Here is a 19,710-nt window from a genome sequence, read left to right as displayed (position 1 = left end):
GGGAAAACAAAAAACGGCCGCCGAAGCGACCGCTTTTTGTGGTGAGCCGACCTTACGAGAAGGTCAGATCGCCGAAGGGCGTACCATCGGGGAAGTCAGCGTCGAGCTGCGACCCGGTGGAGCTGCCTTTGGTCATCGCTTCGAAAGAGCCAAGCTTTTCGAACTTCGGAGCTTCATAAGTCTTCTTAGCCATAATTGGCCTCCACGAATTTCACGTTGAAAACAACGATTGTGTTACATCGATTGTTTGCGACCACTGCGAGGGCCCGGGCACTGGTTGCTAATAGCCAGAATCCGTTCGCAACCCCGATCACATAGAGTTAACGACGATGCAACCATATTTTGATGCGCTGCAGCGAAAGTACCAATGTGGGACAGTTCGGAACTGTGCCATCATGCCGTGGGGGAGGCCATATTCGTCTTTGCTGCAAAGCGGTAAGGTCTTTGAGAAAGGTGAGGCGCTGAGAACCAAATGACTGATAATGCTCATATAGCTGTTCTGGTGCCCTTGCTCGGGGCATTGCGGCAATGGGTTTGTCCGGGCGAGGAGGCGCCCTGGCGGTTTCGGGAAACCGACTGGACCGCCGTGCTTGACCTGGCGGAACACAACAAGTGCCTCCTGCTCGTTGCCGAAGGAATGACGAGGGCGGGAATCGCCATCCCGGCGGATCGCGAGCACAGGCTGCTGGCAGACCGTGAGGCTTGTCTCCTGCAAGGCATGGCCAACCTCGGGGTTACGGCAACCCTGTGCAGCATCTTGCGGACCCACGGCATCCGCGCGATCTCGATGAAAGGCGTGCTCAGGGCCCACGCACTTTATGGTCGCTGGGACGTCCGCCCCGTGCATGATAGCGATATTCTCGTTAGCCATGCGGACTACCGATCAGCCATCGACGTGCTCGCGGCCAACGGGTTCTATTCGCCGATTTCAGCGACGAACAAATGGTGGCACGAATATCTCGGCGAGTCGCCGCACCTGCCAGTGAATGGAGGCGTGATCGTCGACCTTCATCACAAGGTCTGGCAACCCGGCACACCGGCACCGACGGACATCGACAACCTTATTGCGAAGGGCGGGTTCGCTGAGGTTGGCGGACACACGATCCCCGTGATGGGCGAAATGGATGCGGCAATGCTAACCGCCAGCAGTCTGGGCAAGGCGCTGCGAAGCGGCGAGGCGTGGTTGCACTACGCACACGAGCTTTTGGTCGTCACGGAGGCGCTGGATGATAGGCAGCGCGCTGCATTCGACGATTATGCCCGCGCCATCGGCGTCTTTCGCCTGTGGAGGTTCGCAACCGACCTTGCCTCTACAACGTTCCGGATCGGAATGGAGGGCGCGGGGCCGGTGGCCGAGGATTGGTCGCGCTCGGCAGCGACCTTGCTCCGCACGACCGAGCAACCGGCGCGCCGGTGGAGACGGTCGCACTTGTTGTGGAAGTGGACCGACGGCACAGGCACCCGACCCTTCCGGTTCGCGCGCGAGTTTTGCCTGGTCAGGCTAGGTGAAATGCGCCGCCATTACGAGGAAGCGCACTGACACCCTGCCTGCTGCAAGGCATCGGGGCGCTATCTCCAGCCGACAGGCGTTCCCGCAGGTGCCAGCGCCCCGCGAGGCTATAGCAGGGCCGATCCGGCCCTGAGGCCGACTAGCGACCGATCCCCACATACTTGTAGCCAAGTCCCTCGGCCTGAGCGCGGTCGTAGATATTGCGCAGGTCGACCAGGACAGGCTCCTTCAGCATGGTCAGCACCCGGCGCAGATCGAGCGCGCGGAACTCGTCCCATTCGGTCACGATCGAAAGGGCATCTGCACCCTCGATCGCCTGATAGGGCGAGGTGCAGTATTCGACATTCTGGATCACCAGACGTGCCTGTTCCTCGCCTTGCGGATCGTAGACCTTCACATTCGCACCGGCATCCTGCAGCGTTTGTACGATTGCGATTGCCGGGCTGTCGCGCATGTCGTCGGTGTTGGGCTTGAAGGTCAGGCCCAGCAGCGCGACGGTCTTGCCGCGAACATCGCCATCCATTGCCTGGATGATCTTGCGGCCCATGGCTCGCTTGCGGTTGTCGTTGACCGACACAACCGCCTCCACGATGCGCTGCGGCGCGCCGTAGTCCTGGCTGGTCTTGAGCAGGGCGAGCGTGTCCTTGGGGAAGCAGCTTCCGCCATAGCCGGGGCCGGCGTTGAGGAACTTGGGGCCGATGCGATTGTCGAGCCCGATCCCGCGCGCCACATCCTGCACATCGCCGCCGACCTTTTCGCACAGGTCCGCGATCTCGTTGATGAACGAGATCTTGGTCGCAAGGAAGGCGTTGCCGGCATACTTGGTGAGTTCGGCCGAACGGCGGCTCATCTCGACGATGGGCGACTTGTTCAGATAAAGCGGCCGGTAAATCTCGCGCATCACTTCCATGCCGCGCGCATCGTCGCCGCCGATCACGATCCGGTCGGGGCGCTTGAAGTCGTCAATCGCCGCGCCTTCGCGCAGGAATTCCGGGTTCGAGACCACGGCGAACTCTGCATCCGGGCTGGCTTCCTTGATGATCCGGGCCACTTCGTCGCCCGTTCCTACCGGCACGGTCGACTTGTTGACGATCACGGTGAAGCCATCGATGCTTTTGGCGATTTCTTCGGCAGCCGCATACACGTAGCTGAGGTCGGCATGGCCATCACCGCGACGCGACGGGGTGCCCACCGCGATGAATACGGCATCGGCATCGGCCACGCCGGCTTTCAGATCGGTGGTGAAGGTGAGCCTGCCAGCGCGCGCGTTGTTCTCTACGAGGGCTTCGAGGCCCGGTTCGTAGATCGGAATCTTGCCCTGCTTGAGCGCGTCGATCTTCGTCTGGTCCTTGTCGACACAAGTGACGTCATGGCCGAAGTCGGCAAAACAAGCTCCCGAAACCAGGCCGACATAGCCCGAGCCGATCATTGTCACGCGCATCTAGGATCTTCCTCGTTGAATTCTGAACTGCGGCGCATCCTTAGGGGGCGCCTGTGGGAATGGAAAGGACATGTCTCGAACTGCCCCAAGCCGCGACAGTTCTACACTTTTTTCCGTGTCAGGCAGGTGACAAATGGTCTGGCGTGCCTTTCTCAGTGCTCGGGGCGGATCGTGCTGAGCTTCTGTTCCCAGGCGAGCGCGTGGGTAATGATCGTGTCGAGATCGTCGTGCTGCGGCACCCAGGGCAGCGTGGCCCTGATGCGCGCGGGGTCTGAGACCAGCGCGGCCGGATCACCCGCGCGGCGCGGCCCCATTTCGCGCGTTACCTTGCCGCCTGTCACGCGGTCCACCGCAGCGAGCACTTCAAGCACCGAGAATCCGCGCCCATAGCCGCAGTTCATCGTCAGCGAACGGGCGGGATCGGCCACCAATGCGGCAAGCGCGTGGACGTGAGCGGCGGCAAGGTCGCTCACATGGATATAGTCGCGCACGCCGGTGCCGTCGGGCGTGTCATAGTCGGTGCCGAACACGCTGACCTTGTCGCGCTTGCCCAGCGCCGCCTCGCAGGCGACCTTGATCAGGTGCGTTGCGCCCGCTGTAGACTGGCCGGTGCGCGCCTGCGGATCGGCGCCCGCGACGTTGAAATAGCGCAGTACGCAGAAGTTCAGCGGATGGGCCGCGCTGGTGTCGGCGAGCATCTGCTCGGTCATCAGCTTCGACCAGCCATAGGGGTTGATCGGGCTCTTGGGATCGTCCTCACGCACGGGCGAGCTTTCGGGCACGCCATAGGTCGCTGCCGTGCTCGAAAAGATGAAATGGGGCACACCCGCTGCCACCGCCGTCGCGATCAGCACGCGGCTCTTGGCGGTGTTGTTGTGATAATACTTGAGCGGGTCCGCGACCGATTCGGGCACGATGATCGACCCGGCGAAATGCATGATCGCTTTCGTGCCCTGCTCGGCGAAGATACGCGCCAGCAGCGCCGCATCTTCGATGTCGCCTTCGTAGAACGGCACGTCATCGGGCACGGCGAAGCGGAAGCCGGTGGTCAGGTTGTCGATCACGGCCACTGGCCAGCCTGCGTCCTTGAGCGCGAGGACCGCATGGCTGCCGATATATCCCGCACCGCCCGTGACCAGAACCGGAACCTTTTCGCCGTCACTCATACAAGATCTTCCATCCCAGTTTGCTGCATTGCGGTGCGGAGCGTTATCTCCGCCAGCTTGCCAAAGCCAGACCTGCCAGTTGCGACGTGCATGGCGCAGGCTGGATAGGCTCCGAATGTTGACATTTCGGTAGCGCGGCTCTCGAAAGGCGTCCCGCAACCTCGCGGGGCCAGCCAACAAGGATCGCATGTGAGCAAGAACAGGCCAGTGAACGAGAAGACACAAGTGTCGCCGCCGGTTGCCGAGAAGCGTGCGCACGAGGTCAACCATCATGGCCGCACGATTCTTGATCCCTACGCCTGGCTGCGCGACCCGAACTACCCGGAGATCGACGATCCCCAGGTGCTCGATCACCTCAAGGCCGAGAACGCGTGGTTCGAGACGCAGATGGGCGAGCGCAAGGCGCTGGTTGATGCACTGTTCGCCGAGATGCGCGGGCGGATCAAGGAGGCTGACAGCTCGGTGCCGCAGAAGGACGGCCACTGGGTCTACTGGACCGAATACGAGGAAGGCGGCGAATATGCCCGTTACTGGCGGCGCCCGGCGGCGGGTGGCGACGCGCAGTGCTACCTCGACGGGCCGAAGCTGGCCGAGGGGCACGACTATTTCAGCCTCAACGACGTTTCGGTGAGCGAGAACGGAAAACTGCTCGCCTATTCGCTCGATACCAACGGCTCGGAGCGCTATACCGCGAAGGTGGTCGACCTCGTCACCGGCGAGATGCTGAATGACGAAATTCCCGATACCAACACTGCGTTGGTCTGGGCGGCGGACGACACCATGCTCGTCTATGGCCGCGCCAACGCGCAGTGGCGTGTCGATTCGGTTCTCGTCCACCGGCTCGGCACCGATGCGGCGGACGACCGCGAGATTTTCCACGAGGACCGCACCGGCTTCACTGCGGGTGTGGACCTATCAGGCAAGCGCGACTGGCTGATCGTGTCCACCGGTGATCATGCCACCAGCGAGGTCCGCCTGTTGCCTGCGGCCGATCCGCTGGCCGAGGCGATTGTCGTCAAGCCCGCGCGCGAAGAGGTCGAATATGGCGTCGATGTGCATGGGGACACGATCTACATCTGGACCAATGACACCCACATCAACTTCCGCCTCGCCAAGGCCCCGCTCGGCGATCCAGGCAAATGGGAAGAGGTGATCCCCGGTTCGGACGAGTTCTACCTCACCGGGTTCGACCTTTACGAGGACTTCTTCGTCACCGAGGGGCGGTTGGCCGGGCTCGACCAGATCGCGATCCATTCCTACGACGCGCCGCGCGAAGGCAAGCCGATCACCTTTCCCGAGGCGACCTATTCGGCGAGCCTTGTCGGCAATCCCGAGTGGGACGTGGACACGATCCGCCTCGTCTATTCCTCGATGGTCGCGCCGCGCACGGTCTATGACTATCACCTTGCCAGCGGCGAGCTGGAGACGCGCAAAGTGCAGGAGATCCCCTCCGGCTACGACGCCTCTCTGTACACCAGCGAGCGGCTGATGATCCCCGCGCGCGACGGGACCGAAATTCCGGTCAGCGTGGTCTATCGCAAGGATCGCCCTCAGGGTGGCCCGCTCCACCTTTATGGCTACGGCGCCTATGGCATCGCCATCGATCCCTCGTTCTCGACCACGCGGCTGAGCCTTGTCGACCGGGGCTTTGCCTATGCCATCGCCCATATCCGCGGCGGCGACGATCTGGGCCGGGCATGGTACAACGCGGGCAAGCGCGAGCAGCGCACCAATGCCTTCAACGACTTCGAGGACGTCGCGCGCGGCCTGATCGCGCTGGGCTATACCGCAAAGGGCAAGATCAGTTCGAGCGGCGGCTCGGCGGGCGGCGAGTTGATGGGCGCGGTGATCAACCAGGCACCCGAGCTGTTCGGCGCGGTAGTGGCACATGTGCCCTTCGTTGATGTGCTGAACACGATGCTCGACGAGACGCTGCCGCTGACGCCGGGCGAATGGCCCGAGTGGGGCAACCCGGTCGAGGATGTCGCGGCCTTCGACCTCATCGCCAGCTACTCGCCTTACGATCAGGTGCGCGCGCAGGCCTATCCGCCGCTGCTGGTGACGGCAGGGCTGAACGACCCGCGCGTCACCTATTGGGAGCCCGCCAAGTGGGTCGCCCGCCTGCGCGAGTTGAAGACCGACGACAACGTGCTGGTTCTGAAGACCAACATGGGCGCAGGCCATGCGGGCAAGACCGGGCGCTTCGAGGGCCTGAAGGAAGTGGCCGAGGAGGTCGCCTTCATCCTGTGGCAGCTTGGTATCGAGCAGTGAGCAACCGCCACCAGCAGACCTTCACCGCGCAGCCCGGGCACATCGATGCAAACGGGCACGTGAACAACGCGGTGTGGGTGCGCTGGATGGAAGAGCTGGCCGTGGCGCACTGGCTGTCCGATGCGCTGCCGGAGCATGTGGACGCCTACGCCTGGGTCGTGACCCGACACGAGATCGACTATCGAGGCAATGTGCAGCTGGGCGCCGAGGTCACGGGCCTGACCGAAATCCGCGAGGGGCCGAAGGGCGCGCGCTTCACCCGCTACTTCACCTTCACCGACGCCGATGGCCGCGAACTGGTGCGGGCCAAGACAAGTTGGGCGATGGTCGCGCGCGACACATTCCGGGTGATGCGCGTGCCCGCCGAGGTGGCCGCGCCGTTTGCGCCGGAGTGCGGGTGGGAGAGTTAGGGAGTTGGCCGGGCCAGTTCTTGAACAGCTTTCCCGCCCCTGCAGGATGGTCACACGGTTTGCGTGGATGTCCGGGCCGTGCGGGAGTTTGCCCACGTCCTCAGTCTGATAATCTGCATCGTCGCAACTGTCATCTTCTGGCACAGGCCGTGACTCCTGAGCTTGGGCGCAGGAAAACATGCTATTCACCCACTCGGCAAATCTATAACGAGCCAACCCGTAACCACCGGGGAAGCGTGAGGTTAAATTAGCCTTTTTCAGTAGATTAAGGGTTTCGCCTACGGAAGTTGGGAAGCGGAAAGAAGGAATTCTTAGCCTCAGGCTAACTTCCGTTCAAAGGATTGTCGAGTTGAAGTATCGCGCTGAAATAGACGGATTGCGAGCACTGGCCGTTGTCCCGGTTATACTGTTCCATGCCGGATTTGAATCGTTCAGTGGCGGCTTCGTAGGCGTTGACGTATTCTTTGTAATAAGCGGATACCTGATATCAACGATACTTATCGAGAATATAGAAAAAGATCGATTTAGCATCGTCAATTTCTATGAAAAAAGAGCCCGCAGGATATTGCCGGTTCTTTACTTGGTGGCGATATCATCGGCTGTTGCGTCATCCCTCATTCTATACCCAGAGCATCTGGTTTCATTCGCCAAGAGTCTGATATCGACTCCGATATTTCTCGCGAATTTCTATTTCTGGAGTGAGAGGGGATACTTTGGCGATGCCACTGAGCTGAAGCCTCTCATCCATATTTGGAGTCTGGCTGTTGAGGAGCAGTTCTATATATTCTTTCCAATATTTCTTCTTCTTATAAAGAACTACAAGAAGATTTTTTATACATCCTTAGTGGCGGCATTTGTTATTTCAATTGTTGGCTCATACTATGTAACAAAAGTTCATGTTGATACAGCATTTTACTTCCCAGTCACGCGGGCGTGGGAGCTTCTTGCCGGCGCAGTTGCTGCTATAATTTTGCATAAAAGGTTGATTGACGTCCAGGGCCAGCGGGCGGAGATAATTTCCATTATAGGACTTATCCTGATTGGCTATGCATATGTCGGTTTCGACGATCATACGCCATTTCCTGGTATATATGCGGCAGTTCCGGTTTTGGGAACTTTCCTTTATGTTGTTGCCGCGTCAAACTCGCGTTTCACAAAGGCGGTATTCTCTTCCGGGCCTCTTGTATTTATAGGTCTGATTAGTTTTTCCTTGTACTTGTGGCATCAGCCTATTTTTGCGCTATCTCGCCACCTGTCTATGTTCGAGGAAAATATTCCAGAGTTATTGCTGTTAACGGCCGTGCTCTCTTGTCTTTCGTACTGGCTCGTCGAAACTCCTTTCCGAAATAGGTCATTGATATCGAGAAAAACGATAGTGATATTCTCTTCCCTTGGGGGTTTATCACTCATTGTCATTGGGGCCGTTATGGTTTCGAACGATGGCTTTCCAAATAGATACAAAAAAGAAGACAGAGCTTTGTTGACGCAGCTATCTGATTACAAGGGGTATAACCAGGCAGCATTTGATGCATTGCAAGGCAGGACGTTCGTTGGCGATAGTGGACCTCGTATAGCTCTTATTGGCGATAGCTATGCGAAAGACATGTTAAATGTCTTCAATGAATCGCAACTCTTTTCAGACGTCCAATTTTCAACGCGACAGGTCAACTCAGAGTGTGGAAATCTGTACCTCAATAACTATGAGGTTATAGAACCGAATATCCCACTGAACAGGCTGGATCGTTGCAAGGTGTTGGGATGGTATGGAGGTGATGAATTCGACGCCATACTTCGCGAGTCTGACGAGATTTGGTTGGCGGCATCTTGGGAGGATTGGGTTATCGATTACCTGCCGCAATCCATCGATAACCTGAGTGAAAAGTATAATAAGCCGGTTCGCGTTTTCGGAATCAAGGATTTTGGCCAAATAAGACCTTATGATCTTCTTTCTATACCGCCAAATGAAAGGAGCGAGTATAGGCAACCGGCCTCAGATTCAGCCAAGGAAATATCTCTAAGGCTTCATGGAGCGCTCGATGGTTATGAATTCTTCTATCCCATGCTGCGGCCGCTGTGCGATGGAAGTTCCAGTGAATGCAGAATTTTTACGGATGAGGGCTTGCTGATGTCTGCTGATGGCAGGCACCTCACAAAGGAAGGGGCCATTGAATCCTCTAGGAGACTGAGTTCTGTATTGGCTCGGATTTCCAGTTCTTTAGGGGAACGATGAGCGAAGGATGCGACATTCGGGCGAGCAAAGTGGTGTGACTTACAGCGCCGGGTATGTTCGCCAGGCATCGACAACATAGGTCGGATCGTCGTTGGTGGTAGCATGGCTGGTCTCCAAGCAGGCACTCTTGTCGATGGCCACATCCCGCGTCGCTCCCGGCTCCATCGTCGAGAGCATCGCGCGCGTCACCAGCTTGGGTGGCGTCGACCTGAATGATGATGCGCCCGGCTACAAGCGAAACCGCATCGGCGCGATTGCCGCATTGCACAGGCACATCCCCATACCCACCTGCCGTGGATGCAATTCACGATGGGCACGCTCGATCCCGCCACGCGCTACAAGCTGCTGGTCAACACCATCACCCCGCGCCCGATTGCCTGGGTGCTGAGCGAGGACGGCGAGGGGCGGCGCAATGCCGCGCCTTATTCGTTCTTCAATGCGATGGGCGGCACTCCGCCGCTGCTGGCGATCGGGATGTCGGCGGACTTGCAGCGCGAGGGCGTGGCGGAGAAGGACAGCCTCGCCAACATCCGCACGAAGGGCGAATTTGCCGTGGCGCTGGTGAGCGAGGCGCAGGCCGAGGCGATGAACCTTAGCGCCACCGATGCTCCGCCCGAGGTGAGCGAGTTCGAACTGGCCGGGCTGGAGGCGACCAGGGCCAGCCGCGTTGCAGCGCCGCTTCTGGTTGGCGCGCCGGTGCAGTTCGAATGCCGCCTGTGGCAGTTTATCGAGACCGGCCCCAATGCCGGGATCGTGCTGGGCGAGGTGATTGTCACCCATATCGAGGATCGCTTCCTCGGCGAGGAGGACGGGCGCCTGCGGATCGATAATCCGGCGATGCAGCTGGTCGGCCGGACCTATGGCGCGGGCGAATATGTCCGCAACGCCGCGCCGCTGCATATGGACCGGTTGCGCTTTGACAAGCTTGGCCGCGACTAGCCCGCGTATTCCTCCAGCCCCGGCACGGTGATCGTGCGTTCCCCGCCGAAATCCTCGCGCACTACGATCAGGCCGGTGCGTTCTAGGTGGTCGAGCAGGCGGCGAATGCGCCCCGGCGAGGAACTGCCATAGACGCGCGCGAGTTCCTCTTCGTCCGGCGCGCTACGGCCTTCGGCGGCAGCTGCGGCTATCGCGAGGAACGGGGCCAGCACATCGTCGTCGACGCTTTGCGCCAGTTGCTCGACCGCAGCGCGGCGCGAGGGATCGAGCCGCTCGAGCCCGGCACTGGCATGGGCGAACAGGCGGCGGAACTGCGCCATGTCGATATGGGCGCTGGGTACGCGGCGCTCGCGGCAGCGGATCGCGAAGCTGCGGAACAAGCTCGACAAAGACTGGTAGGTCGCGCCCTCTTCGCGCGCCATCTCTGCCAGCACCTGCTCGACCGAGCCATCGGGCGGCGGCGGCGCGGCAGGCGCGGCGTTGGGCTTGGTGCCTTCCTCGGCGGCGGGCAGTTCGCCCTCATCCTGCGCGTGGGCGATGGTGTCGGCGAGATCTTCCATCGCCGGCTTGGGCGGTGGGGCAGGGCGCTGCGGTTGCGGTGCTGCGGCTTCCTCGGCCAGCGAATCGTGGAGCAGGGCTTCCATCCCTTCGCCTGACACCTGCGGCAGGGGGACGAGGCCCGAGGCGGCGTTCTTGCCGCCGGTCTTCACCGATCCGATTTTCACCGCCACGGGCTTGCGGCTCACCGCCGGGCCGAGGCCGAGAAAGTGGCCGCGTTCGAGGTCGCGGATTCGCTCGGCCTGCTTGCGGTCCATGCCGAGCAGATCGGCGGCGCGCTGCATGTCGATATCGAGGAAGGTGCGGCCCATCAGAAAGTTCGACGCTTCGGCGGCGACGTTCTTGGCGAGCTTCGCCAGCCGCTGGGTGGCGACGATCCCGGCCAGCCCGCGCTTGCGCCCCCGGCACATCAGGTTGGTCATGGCGGTGAGCGTCATCCGGCGGGTGTCTTCGGCCATCTCGCCAGCGGCGGCGGGCGCGAACATCTGTGCTTCGTCGACCACCACCAGCGCGGGAAACCAGTGTTCGCGCGGGGCGTCGAACAGCGCGGTCAGGAACAGCGCGGCGCAGCGGATCTGCTGTTCGACCTCGAGATCGTCAAGGCTGAGCACCACCGAGGCGCGATGTTGGCGGATGCGGCCTGCCAGCGCCTCGATCTCGCGGCTGGTGTAGCTGCCGCCCTCGATCACGATATGGCCGAACTCCTTCGCCAGGCTGACGAAGTCGCCCTCGGGATCGATCACCACCTGTTGCACCAACTGTGCGCTCTGTTCGAGCAGCCGGCGCAGCAGGTGTGACTTGCCGCTGCCCGAGTTGCCCTGCACCAGAAGGCGCGTGGCGAGCAATTCCTCGACATCGACGTGGACGGCCCCGCCGCCCGAATCCCTACCTATTTCGATCTGTGCCTGCACCGAGGCAGACTTAGGCTATGGGGATGCGGGCGGGAAGGCCGTCGGGGGCGTTTATCCAGTGCTTGCCGCCCGCGCGGTCAGTCTGAAGCAAACAGCGTCAGATCGATGCTTTCGCCAACGGCGCGCAGGCCTGCGTCGCTCCCGTGGAGGTAATCGCCCATGTGATAGCCTTCACGCATCTGCTGCGGGTCGGAGGGGTCGGCAAAGGCCTCGTCTAAGCGGACCACCGCGTCGAATTCGCCCGAGGTGACGATCCAGCGGTTGATGGCCTGACGCGCCGCTTCGCCTTCCTCGCTCCAGTAGGCCGCGCCCTTGTAAGGACCGATCGGCGAGCCGATCACCTTGATGCCTTTCTCATGCGCACGGACGATCAACTGGCGGAAGCCTGCGATCATCTGCGCGACGTCGATTGGCGGCTGGTCGAGCGTCAGTCCGCCAACGCCACCCTGCACGGGGCCGAACCGGTTGCCAATGTCGTTCACCCCCTCGAACACGATCATGTGGGTGACATTGGGCAGGGAGAGCACGTCCTCATCGAAGCGGGCGAGGGCACTTTCGCCCATGCCGGGGCTGAGCACGCGGTTGCCCGAGATCGCGGCATTGGCCATGGCATATTCCATCCCCGTCGCTTCGAGCCGTTCGGCCAGCACATCGGGCCAGCGCCGGTCCGCGCCCGGTGTCGAGCCGACCCCGTCGGTGATCGAATCGCCGAAGGCCACGATCGTGCCCTGCGCGTCGGGCGAAAGCACCTCGACCGTCTGCAGGAAGGCGCGGTATCGCGCGGTTGTGGCGGCAGGGAAGACCTCATCCACGTAGTTGCCCGGAGCCGACACGGCGAGGTCGTCGAGCCCGGTGAGGTGGCAGGTACAGGGGCCGGTCGCCTCTGGCAGGTAGAAGACAACTTTGGCCTTCTGGAAGTCCTCGCTTGCAAGCTCGACCACGTCGCTGACGAAAGGCGCGCCGCGTGGGATCACCGCCTCTGCCGCACCGCCGAAGGTGAGCGGGCGGCTGGTGCCGGGCACTTCGACCCCCTCGTCGTCGAGCAGCACGATGCGCGCTTCACCGATGCGCAGGGGTGCCGGGCCATAACGGTTGGTAAAGCGTATCCTCAGCGCCGAGCCGCCTTCGGACAGACGAATGGTCTGCGCGAGGGTGACATCATCGAAGCTCGGCGCGGCAAACGGCCCTTCGCTGGCGAGCGGAGCGTGCGGGCTGGCAGTCCAGCTGCCGACCCAGCGGCCCTCTTGTGCATGGGCTGTGCCCGTCAGGACTATCGCGGCGAGTGCCGCCGATACCATCATAAGTCGCATTGTCTTTCCCCTCTCCTGTTGAGGCCAGATTAGTCTGGGCGGCGTGAGACGCAATCGGCGCAATTGTCGCGGGGTGGCAGGCTTGCTAACCGTGGCGACAAACAGGGACCGGGAGAGACAACCATGCGCACATCTATCGTCACCGCCAGTCTGCTGGCTGCCACCACGCTGCCGCTCGCGGGCGCTCCGGCCCAGCAGGGAAGCGCGGAGCAGCGCCCGGCGAACTATTACGCCAGCGCTTGCACGGCGCTCGAAGGCCTGGTGGACGACGGGGTGGAAATCACCTCGGCCAGCTACCATCCCGAGACAACCACGATCGAGGCCACGCCCGTTTCGCCCGCCATCGCCAAGCCGCCGCATTGCCTTGTCGAGGGCATTATTAACCGCCGCGTTGGCGCGGGCGGGGCCGAATATGGGATCGGTTTCGAGCTGGCTCTGCCGCTGGAGTGGAACGGACGCTATCTGCTTCAGGGCGGAGGCGGTCTGAACGGCGTGGTTCGCCCGGCAGTCGGCCCCGTCGCGGCGGGCAAGGACAACGCGCTCAGCCGGGGTTTCGCGGTCGCCAGCCACGATAGCGGCCACAAGGGCGAAGTGTTCGACCAGAGCTTCATGGCCGACCAGCGCGCCGCGCTCGATTTCGCCGAGGCGGCTGTGCCGCGCGTGACCGAAGTGACCCGCGCGCTGGCCACCCTCTATTACGGCAAGGCGCCGCACCATTCCTATATGGCCGGATGCTCCACCGGCGGGCGCGAGGGAATGCTGGCGAGCCAGCGCTATCCCGAGCTGTTTGACGGGATCGTAATCGGCGCGCCCGCGATGCGTCCGGGCCATTCGAACCTCAGCATCGAATATGCGCAGGTGATGCTGAACCGGACTTTGGACGCTGGCGAAGACGGCCCAGCAGGGATCGTCGGCGAGCAGCGCGCGTCGATCCGCCGCGAGATCCTGCGCCAGTGCGATGCGCTTGATGGCAAGGCCGATGGTATGGTGATGAACGTGGGGGCCTGTCGTGCGTTCGATCCGCAGGGCCTCGTGTGCAAGCCGGGCGAGAGCGGCAGTTGCCTCAGCCAGCCGCAGGCCGATGCGCTTGCCGCTGGCCTTGCCGGCCCGCGCGATGCCAGCGGGCGGCCGAGCTATGTCGCCTATCCGTGGGATACCGGCATTGCCTTCGACGGGCAGGGCCTGCCCGGCTTCGTGCCGATGGGACAGCCCGGCGTGTTCGGTCCCGCCAGCACCGCGCGGGAGATGGATGTTGACGCGCGCCTGCACGCGGTGCGCTGGGATGCGGCGGGCCGCCTCACCGACACCCCCTACTGGACAAACCTTTCGACCTACCTCGGGCGCGGCTCGAAGCTCATGTACTTCCACGGCGTGTCGGACCCGTGGTTCTCTGCCTTCGATACCTGGGACTATTTCCAGCGTGCGCGGGAGGCCAACGGCGCCGAGGCGTGGGACGATTCCGCACGCTTCTACATGGTGCCGGGCATGATGCACTGTTCGGGGGGTGACACCTTCGACCAGTTCGACCTGCTGTCGCCGATGGTCGAATGGGTGGAGCAGGGCGAAGCGCCGGGCGCGGTCGAGGCCTTCCGCGCGGACTTCGGGCCGGAAAGCATGAAGCTGTGCCCGCACCCCTCCTATGCGCACTACGAAAGCGGCGAGGCGCTGCGCGCGGGCAGTTACACCTGCCGGATGCGGTAAGCCGAGAGGGCGCTAGCCTTTGCCGCGCGTCTTGGTGCGGCCCTGGGCTGCGTTTTCCTCGAGGAAAGCGATGATCTTGCCCGCAACGTCGGTGTTGGTCGCCTTTTCCAGCCCTTCGAGACCGGGCGAGGAATTCACCTCCATCACCACCGGCCCGTGGTTGGAGCGCAGCATGTCCACACCGCACACGTTCAGCCCCATGATCTTAGCCGAGCGCACGGCGGTGCTGCGTTCCTCAGCTGTGATGCGGATTTTCTCGGCATGGCCGCCGCGGTGGATGTTGCTGCGGAAATCGTCTGCCGCGCCCGTGCGCTGCATGGCGGCGACCACCTTGCCGCCCACCACCAGCGCGCGGATATCGGTGCCGTTCGCTTCCTTGATGAACTCCTGCGCGAGGATATGGACGTTTGCGCTGCGAAAGGCCTCGAACACCGACTTGGCCGAGCGCGGCGTGTCGGCCAGCACCACGCCGATCCCCTGCGTGCCTTCGAGCAGCTTGATCACCACCGGCGCGCCCCCCGCGATGGCAAGCACTTGCTCTGCCTGCTTGGCGGAGTGGGCAAAGGCGGTGACGGGCAGGCCGATGCCGCGCCGCGCCAGCAATTGCATCGAGCGCAACTTGTCGCGGCTGCGCCCGATCGAGACGCTCTCGTTCAGCGGATAGACGTCCATCATTTCGAACTGCCGCAGCACGGCGGTGCCATAGAACGTGATCGAGGCCCCGATGCGCGGGATCACCGCGTCGAAATCCTTGGGGCCGATCACGCGGCCATCATAATGCACCGTGGGCCGGTGCGAGGTGATGTCCATGAAACAGCGCAGCGTGTTCAGGATTTCGATCGAATGGCCACGCTCCTCCGCTGCCTCGACCAGTCGGCGGTGGGTGTACAGATTGGGATTGCGGGCGAGCATCGCCAGTTTCATGCGGTAGGGTCCTTGGCCTTCGCAGGCAGTTCATCGAGCAGGAATTTGGCGGAAGGGTCGACAAGGAACAGCTTACCCAGCCCCTTGCGACCGACGAGAATCTGATAGCGCATTTCCTTGCGATTCGTCAGCGTAAACTCGCGCTTGCGGGCAACGGTTCCGAGCTTCAGCATGGTCGCGATCACCACCCGTTCCTCGACCGCGCCATTGCTGCTTTTTACGCTGCGGAAATCGCGGATTTCCACGTCCCAGTGCACGGTCTTGCGCCGCTCGCCGGCGTGGCGAACATATTTGGTGATCTTCGCACGGTGTTGTCCGTTCTCGTCGATATAGGGCGCGATGCGGTCGACGTGGAGCGACGAGGTGCGCGCGCCAGTGTCGATCTTGGCCTTTTCGCCATAGAGGCCCAGTTCGGGCAAATCGACATGCTCCAGCCAGCCGACCGTCTTGGCGGCAAGGGCAGGCTTGGCGGGAGCGCGTTTGGGCATGGCGGCGCGCCCGTTAGAGCGGATTGCCGTCCTTGTCGCGATAAATGTCACGGCGACCGACATGGTTGGCGGGGCCGACGAGGCCGTCTTCCTCCATCCGCTCGATCCACTTGGCGGCGGTGTTGTAGCCCACACCCATCTGCCGCTGGAGCCAGGAGCCGGAGGCCTTCTGGTTCTCGATCACGATCTGGCAGGCCTGGCGATACTTGCGCTCGTCCGGATTGTCGGAGGCGGTGAACTCGTCCTCGAAGTCGAACCCGCCGTCAGCCGGTTCCTCGGTGACCGAATCGATATATTGCGGCGTACCCTGCTTGCGCCAGTGCTCGGCCACCCGCTCGACCTCCTCGTCGGATACGAACGGGCCGTGTACGCGCATGATCGCGCCCGAGAGCGGCTTATAAAGCATGTCGCCCTTGCCCAGCAGCTGCTCCGCGCCCTGTTCGCCGATGATCGTGCGGCTGTCGATGCGGCTGGAGACGGCGAAGCTGATGCGGGTCGGCAGGTTCGCCTTGATGACGCCGGTGATAACGTCGACCGAAGGGCGCTGGGTGGCGGTGATTACGTGGATGCCTGCCGCGCGGCTCTTCTGGCACAGGCGCTGGATCAGCCCCTCGATCTCCTTGCCGACCACCAGCATGAGGTCGGCCAGCTCGTCGACGATGACCACGATCTGCGGCATCACCGAATATTCGAGCAGCTCTTCCTCGATCAGCGGTTCGCCGGTCTCGGGGTCGAACCCGGTCTGCACCGTACGCTGGAGCGGTTTGCCCTTGGCGGCGGCGGCGCGGACGCGCTCGTTGAACCCGGCGAGGTTGCGCGCGCCGACATCGCTCATCATCCGGTAGCGCCGCTCCATCTCCTCCACCGCCCACTTCAGCGCGCGCACGGCCTTGGGCGGCTCGGTCACGACCTCGGCCAGCAGGTGCGGGATATGCTCATAACTCTTGAGTTCGAGCACCTTGGGATCGATCAGGATCATCCGGCACTGGTCCGGCCCGAAGCGATAAAGTAGCGACAGCAGAATGGTGTTGAGCCCGACCGACTTACCCGAGCCGGTGGTGCCCGCCACCAGCAGGTGCGGCATGGCGGCAAGGTCGGCCACGATCGGCTCGCCCGCGATATCCTTGCCGAGGATGATCGGCAGCGATCCGGAGTGATCGGCAAAGGCGGCCGAGGCGACCATCTCCTTGAAGTTGACCATCTGCCGCTGGGCGTTGGGCAGCTCGATGCCCATCACGGTCTTGCCGGGGATCGGGGCCACGCGCGCGGAGATCGCGCTCATGTTGCGGGCGATGTCTTCGGCAAGGCCGATCACGCGGCTGGCCTTGATGCCGGGAGCGGGCTCCAGCTCGTACATCGTGACCACCGGGCCGGTGCGCACCGCCGTGATCTCGCCCTTGACGTTGAAGTCGTCGAGCACGGTTTCGAGCAGGCGGGCATTGCGCTCGAGCGCCAGCTTGTCGAGCTTGGGGCCGCTCTGTTCGGGCGGATCGCCCAGGAGGTCGAGGCCGGGTAGCTGGTAGTCGGCGAAGAGGTCGGTCTGGTCCTTGCTCTTCGAAGGCGTGGCGCGGCGCGGGGCGGCGGCGGGGTCGACAATCGTGGTCTGGCGTCGCGCGGCGGCGAGGGAAACGGCAGGTTCGCCAGCCGTGTCGTCGTCGCTGTCCATTTCGGGCGCGGGGGTGTCGGTCTTGCGCTGGCGCTGGCGGGCCTCCTCGCGGAAGGGGTTGGCCGGCGTCGAGAGCCGGGGCGGATTGCGCAGCAGCTCGGGCAGGGTGAGGAAGCGGCTCCAGTCGAGCGCGAAGACGCGGCCTGCAAGGATCGCTCCGCCGACTAGGCAGGCCACGCCCGCCGCGCCAATCGCCCAGGGCTGAACCCCAGCGGGCAGCAGCGAGGCCAGCGCGGTGATCAGCCGCTCGCCCAGCAAGCCGACGAGGCCGCCGGTCGAGGCGGGCAGGCTCCAGTCGCGCGGGGTTGAGACCAGCGACAGCACGCTGGAAAGCAGCGCCATGGCCACCAGCAGCAGCCCGGCCGCGCGCCACCAGCGCCCGTCCCAGTGCTCGTCCTCGTCAGCGTCGCGCCACAGCTTGCGTCCGAACACGAAGGTGAGCGGTAGCAGCAGCGCCGAAACGAAGCCAAAGGTGCCCAGCACGAGATCGGCCACTATCGCGCCGGGCGCGCCCATCCAGTTGGCGATGGTGGCGCCTGCTGCGGTGGAAAGCGAGGCGTCGGTCTGGGTGTAGCTCAGAAGCGCGAAGGCGAGGAACAGCGTGAAGGCGAACAGCAGTACGGCCCCGGTCAGCTGCAGGCTGCGGGTCAGCGAATAGCGGAAGACGGCGCGCCAGTCCGCGCTGTCATTTGTCCCCGCCGATGGGGCAGAGCGGCTTGCCATGTGGGTGTCCTCGATAAGCGTCCCGCTGCGAGAATCGCAGACCGGGGCAGCGGGGTCAAGCTTGGTGCAGCTAAGGCCTCAGGATGCGCTCAACCCGTCGATCGCCGCCCATCGCTGCGTGCCGAGCCTGCGGGCGGTCTGCGCGGTCATTCCGCCGAGTGCGATAACGGGCATCTGCGCATGAGCCGCGAACAGATGCCAGCGGACCGGCCCGAGATGTGGTGCGCCCGGGTGCGAGCGGGTGGCGAAGGCGGGCGAGAGCATTATCGCATCGGCGCGCTTGCGGTTGGCCTGCGCGATTTCGCGCATGGTGTGGGCCGTGGCGATCTGCACCAGGTCCGCGCGCTGCGGATAGAGTGCGAGCGGCGCGCCATAGGTCCCCTGCGCGCCCCATTCGCGAGCGGTCAGCGCGCTGTCGGCGAGCACCAGCAGGTGGTCGCGCGCAAGACACAGGTCGCGCAAGCGCCACCAGCGGGCGATGCGCTTGCGTGGGGGCAGGTGATAGTGGCGATAGACGAAGGCGCTGCCGCGCGGCAGGCGGGTGAGGGCCTCCTCCAGAACGCCATCGTTGCGCGCGTCTGAAAGCAGCCACAGGTTCGGCAAGGACTGGCGTTGGTGCATGCGCTCGCTATAGCGTCGGCATGACTGACAATGCGAGTTCCCGTTTGGCCGAAGTCCGCGCCGAAGTGGCCCAAGCCTGCAAGATCGCCCGCCGCAAGCCGGAAGAGGTCACCCTGATTGCGATCAGCAAGACGCATCCGGCCGAGGCGATCACACCACTGATCGAGGCTGGCCAGCGCGTCTTCGGCGAGAACCGGGTGCAGGAGGCGCAGGGCAAATGGCCCGAGTTGATCGAGCGCCACGGCGAGATCGCGCTCCATCTGGTCGGCCAGTTGCAATCGAACAAGGCCGAGGACGCGGTGGCGCTGTTCGACTGTATCCACTCGCTCGACCGGCCCTCGCTGGTGTCGGCGCTGGCCAAGGCGATGGACAAGCTGGATAAGCGGATCGACCTGTTCGTGCAGGTGAACATCGGCTCCGAGCCGCAGAAGGGCGGCTGTGCGATTGCCGATCTGCCCGGTCTGCTGGGCGAGGCGCGTCAGGCCGAGCTGCCGGTGGTGGGCTTGATGTGCGTGCCCCCTGCGGGAATCGAGCCTGCGCCGTTTTTCGCGCTGCTGGCGAAGCTGGCCGACGATCACGGGCTTCCCGGGCGTAGCATGGGCATGAGCGGCGACTATGTGACCGCGACCAAGCTGGGCGCCACGCACCTGCGCGTTGGGAGTGCGCTGTTCGGCGCGCGCGAGGGGTAGTTTTCTCCACACCGGTCGCGGGCCATCGAGCCGGCGAGCCTGAGCAGTATGGATGGTTCCTGAGCCTCCCGTTGCGCCAATTGCAATGTCCTGTGTCCAGACTGGGGCTTCTTGAGCGGGCCTGTCGGCCCGCAAACCGGTTGGACAAAGGC

At 63.2% G+C, this 19,710-nt stretch carries 17 protein-coding genes; 7 read left to right on the top strand and 10 right to left on the bottom strand.

Annotation, left to right across the window (positions count from 1 at the left end; all coding sequences use genetic code 11):
• Positions 1–52: 52 nt before the first annotated feature.
• A complete protein-coding gene (locus tag ABDJ38_RS12535; RefSeq protein WP_346785456.1) occupies positions 53–193 on the bottom strand; it encodes a lasso RiPP family leader peptide-containing protein in 141 nt (46 codons plus the stop codon).
• 279 nt (positions 194–472) lie between these two features.
• Between ABDJ38_RS12535 and ABDJ38_RS12530 the strand changes: the two genes are divergently transcribed.
• A complete protein-coding gene (locus tag ABDJ38_RS12530) occupies positions 473–1,540 on the top strand; it encodes a nucleotidyltransferase family protein (protein WP_346785455.1) in 1,068 nt (355 codons plus the stop codon).
• A gap of 109 nt (positions 1,541–1,649) precedes the next feature.
• On the opposite strand, the gene ABDJ38_RS12525 is transcribed toward ABDJ38_RS12530, so the two are convergent.
• Both ABDJ38_RS12525 and galE read right to left on the bottom strand, forming a co-directional pair.
• On the bottom strand, positions 1,650–2,951 hold the full coding sequence (locus ABDJ38_RS12525; protein ID WP_346785454.1) for a UDP-glucose dehydrogenase family protein: 1,302 nt from the start codon (positions 2,949–2,951) through the stop codon (positions 1,650–1,652).
• Positions 2,952–3,103: 152 nt separating this feature from the next.
• Complete coding sequence (gene galE / locus ABDJ38_RS12520) at positions 3,104–4,117, bottom strand: UDP-glucose 4-epimerase GalE (protein ID WP_346785453.1); 1,014 nt, start codon at positions 4,115–4,117, stop codon at positions 3,104–3,106.
• A 207-nt stretch (positions 4,118–4,324) separates the two neighbouring features.
• Between galE and ABDJ38_RS12515 the strand changes: the two genes are divergently transcribed.
• The 3 genes from ABDJ38_RS12515 (at position 4,325) to ABDJ38_RS12505 (ending at position 9,028) form a co-directional block, all read left to right on the top strand.
• On the top strand, positions 4,325–6,388 hold the full coding sequence (locus ABDJ38_RS12515) for a S9 family peptidase (RefSeq protein WP_346785451.1): 2,064 nt from the start codon (positions 4,325–4,327) through the stop codon (positions 6,386–6,388).
• Positions 6,385–6,798 (top strand): acyl-CoA thioesterase, encoded by a 414-nt coding sequence (locus tag ABDJ38_RS12510; RefSeq protein ID WP_346785450.1) that lies wholly within the window; start codon positions 6,385–6,387, stop codon positions 6,796–6,798. Before ABDJ38_RS12515 ends, ABDJ38_RS12510 begins: the two co-directional genes overlap by 4 nt.
• Before the next feature lie 349 nt (positions 6,799–7,147).
• A complete protein-coding gene (locus tag ABDJ38_RS12505) occupies positions 7,148–9,028 on the top strand; it encodes an acyltransferase family protein (RefSeq protein WP_346785449.1) in 1,881 nt (626 codons plus the stop codon).
• Positions 9,029–9,067: 39 nt separating this feature from the next.
• Here ABDJ38_RS12505 and ABDJ38_RS12500 read toward each other — a convergent pair whose 3' ends face one another.
• Positions 9,068–9,205: a hypothetical protein gene (locus ABDJ38_RS12500; RefSeq protein ID WP_346785448.1), complete on the bottom strand. Its 138-nt coding sequence runs from the start codon at positions 9,203–9,205 to the stop codon at positions 9,068–9,070.
• Positions 9,206–9,337: 132 nt separating this feature from the next.
• Here ABDJ38_RS12500 and ABDJ38_RS12495 point away from each other — a divergent pair, with 132 nt between their 5' ends.
• The gene (locus ABDJ38_RS12495) at positions 9,338–9,967 is read left to right on the top strand and encodes a flavin reductase family protein (RefSeq protein WP_346785447.1); all 630 of its coding nucleotides are present in this window, start codon (positions 9,338–9,340) and stop codon (positions 9,965–9,967) included.
• Here the strand turns inward: ABDJ38_RS12495 and ABDJ38_RS12490 are convergent.
• A complete protein-coding gene (locus ABDJ38_RS12490; protein ID WP_346785445.1) occupies positions 9,964–11,436 on the bottom strand; it encodes a helicase HerA domain-containing protein in 1,473 nt (490 codons plus the stop codon). The two genes, ABDJ38_RS12495 and ABDJ38_RS12490, sit on opposite strands and share 4 nt — an antisense overlap.
• A gap of 77 nt (positions 11,437–11,513) precedes the next feature.
• A complete protein-coding gene (locus tag ABDJ38_RS12485) occupies positions 11,514–12,746 on the bottom strand; it encodes an SGNH/GDSL hydrolase family protein (RefSeq protein ID WP_346785444.1) in 1,233 nt (410 codons plus the stop codon).
• Between the two features lie 123 nt (positions 12,747–12,869).
• Here ABDJ38_RS12485 and ABDJ38_RS12480 point away from each other — a divergent pair, with 123 nt between their 5' ends.
• Positions 12,870–14,447: a tannase/feruloyl esterase family alpha/beta hydrolase gene (locus ABDJ38_RS12480; RefSeq protein WP_346785443.1), complete on the top strand. Its 1,578-nt coding sequence runs from the start codon at positions 12,870–12,872 to the stop codon at positions 14,445–14,447.
• Between the two features lie 12 nt (positions 14,448–14,459).
• Here ABDJ38_RS12480 and rimK read toward each other — a convergent pair whose 3' ends face one another.
• From rimK to ABDJ38_RS12460, 4 genes are all read right to left on the bottom strand, one after another.
• Positions 14,460–15,371: a 30S ribosomal protein S6--L-glutamate ligase gene (rimK, locus tag ABDJ38_RS12475; RefSeq protein ID WP_346785442.1), complete on the bottom strand. Its 912-nt coding sequence runs from the start codon at positions 15,369–15,371 to the stop codon at positions 14,460–14,462.
• On the bottom strand, positions 15,368–15,859 hold the full coding sequence (locus ABDJ38_RS12470) for an ATP-dependent zinc protease family protein (protein WP_346785441.1): 492 nt from the start codon (positions 15,857–15,859) through the stop codon (positions 15,368–15,370). Before ABDJ38_RS12470 ends, rimK begins: the two co-directional genes overlap by 4 nt.
• 13 nt (positions 15,860–15,872) lie before the next feature.
• Positions 15,873–18,248 (bottom strand): DNA translocase FtsK, encoded by a 2,376-nt coding sequence (locus ABDJ38_RS12465; protein WP_346785440.1) that lies wholly within the window; start codon positions 18,246–18,248, stop codon positions 15,873–15,875.
• 78 nt (positions 18,249–18,326) lie between these two features.
• Complete coding sequence (locus ABDJ38_RS12460; protein ID WP_346785439.1) at positions 18,327–18,869, bottom strand: thiamine phosphate synthase; 543 nt, start codon at positions 18,867–18,869, stop codon at positions 18,327–18,329.
• Between the two features lie 20 nt (positions 18,870–18,889).
• On the opposite strand from ABDJ38_RS12460, the gene ABDJ38_RS12455 reads away from it, so the two are divergent.
• Positions 18,890–19,558 carry a YggS family pyridoxal phosphate-dependent enzyme gene (locus ABDJ38_RS12455; RefSeq protein WP_346785438.1) on the top strand — a complete coding sequence of 223 codons (669 nt, stop codon included), beginning with the start codon at positions 18,890–18,892 and terminating at the stop codon, positions 19,556–19,558.
• Positions 19,559–19,710: the final 152 nt, after the last annotated feature.

The sequence above is a fragment of the Aurantiacibacter flavus genome (assembly GCF_039710615.1).
GTDB lineage: Bacteria > Pseudomonadota > Alphaproteobacteria > Sphingomonadales > Sphingomonadaceae > Alteraurantiacibacter > Alteraurantiacibacter flavus.
This window is presented reverse-complemented; position numbering and strand designations above follow the sequence as displayed.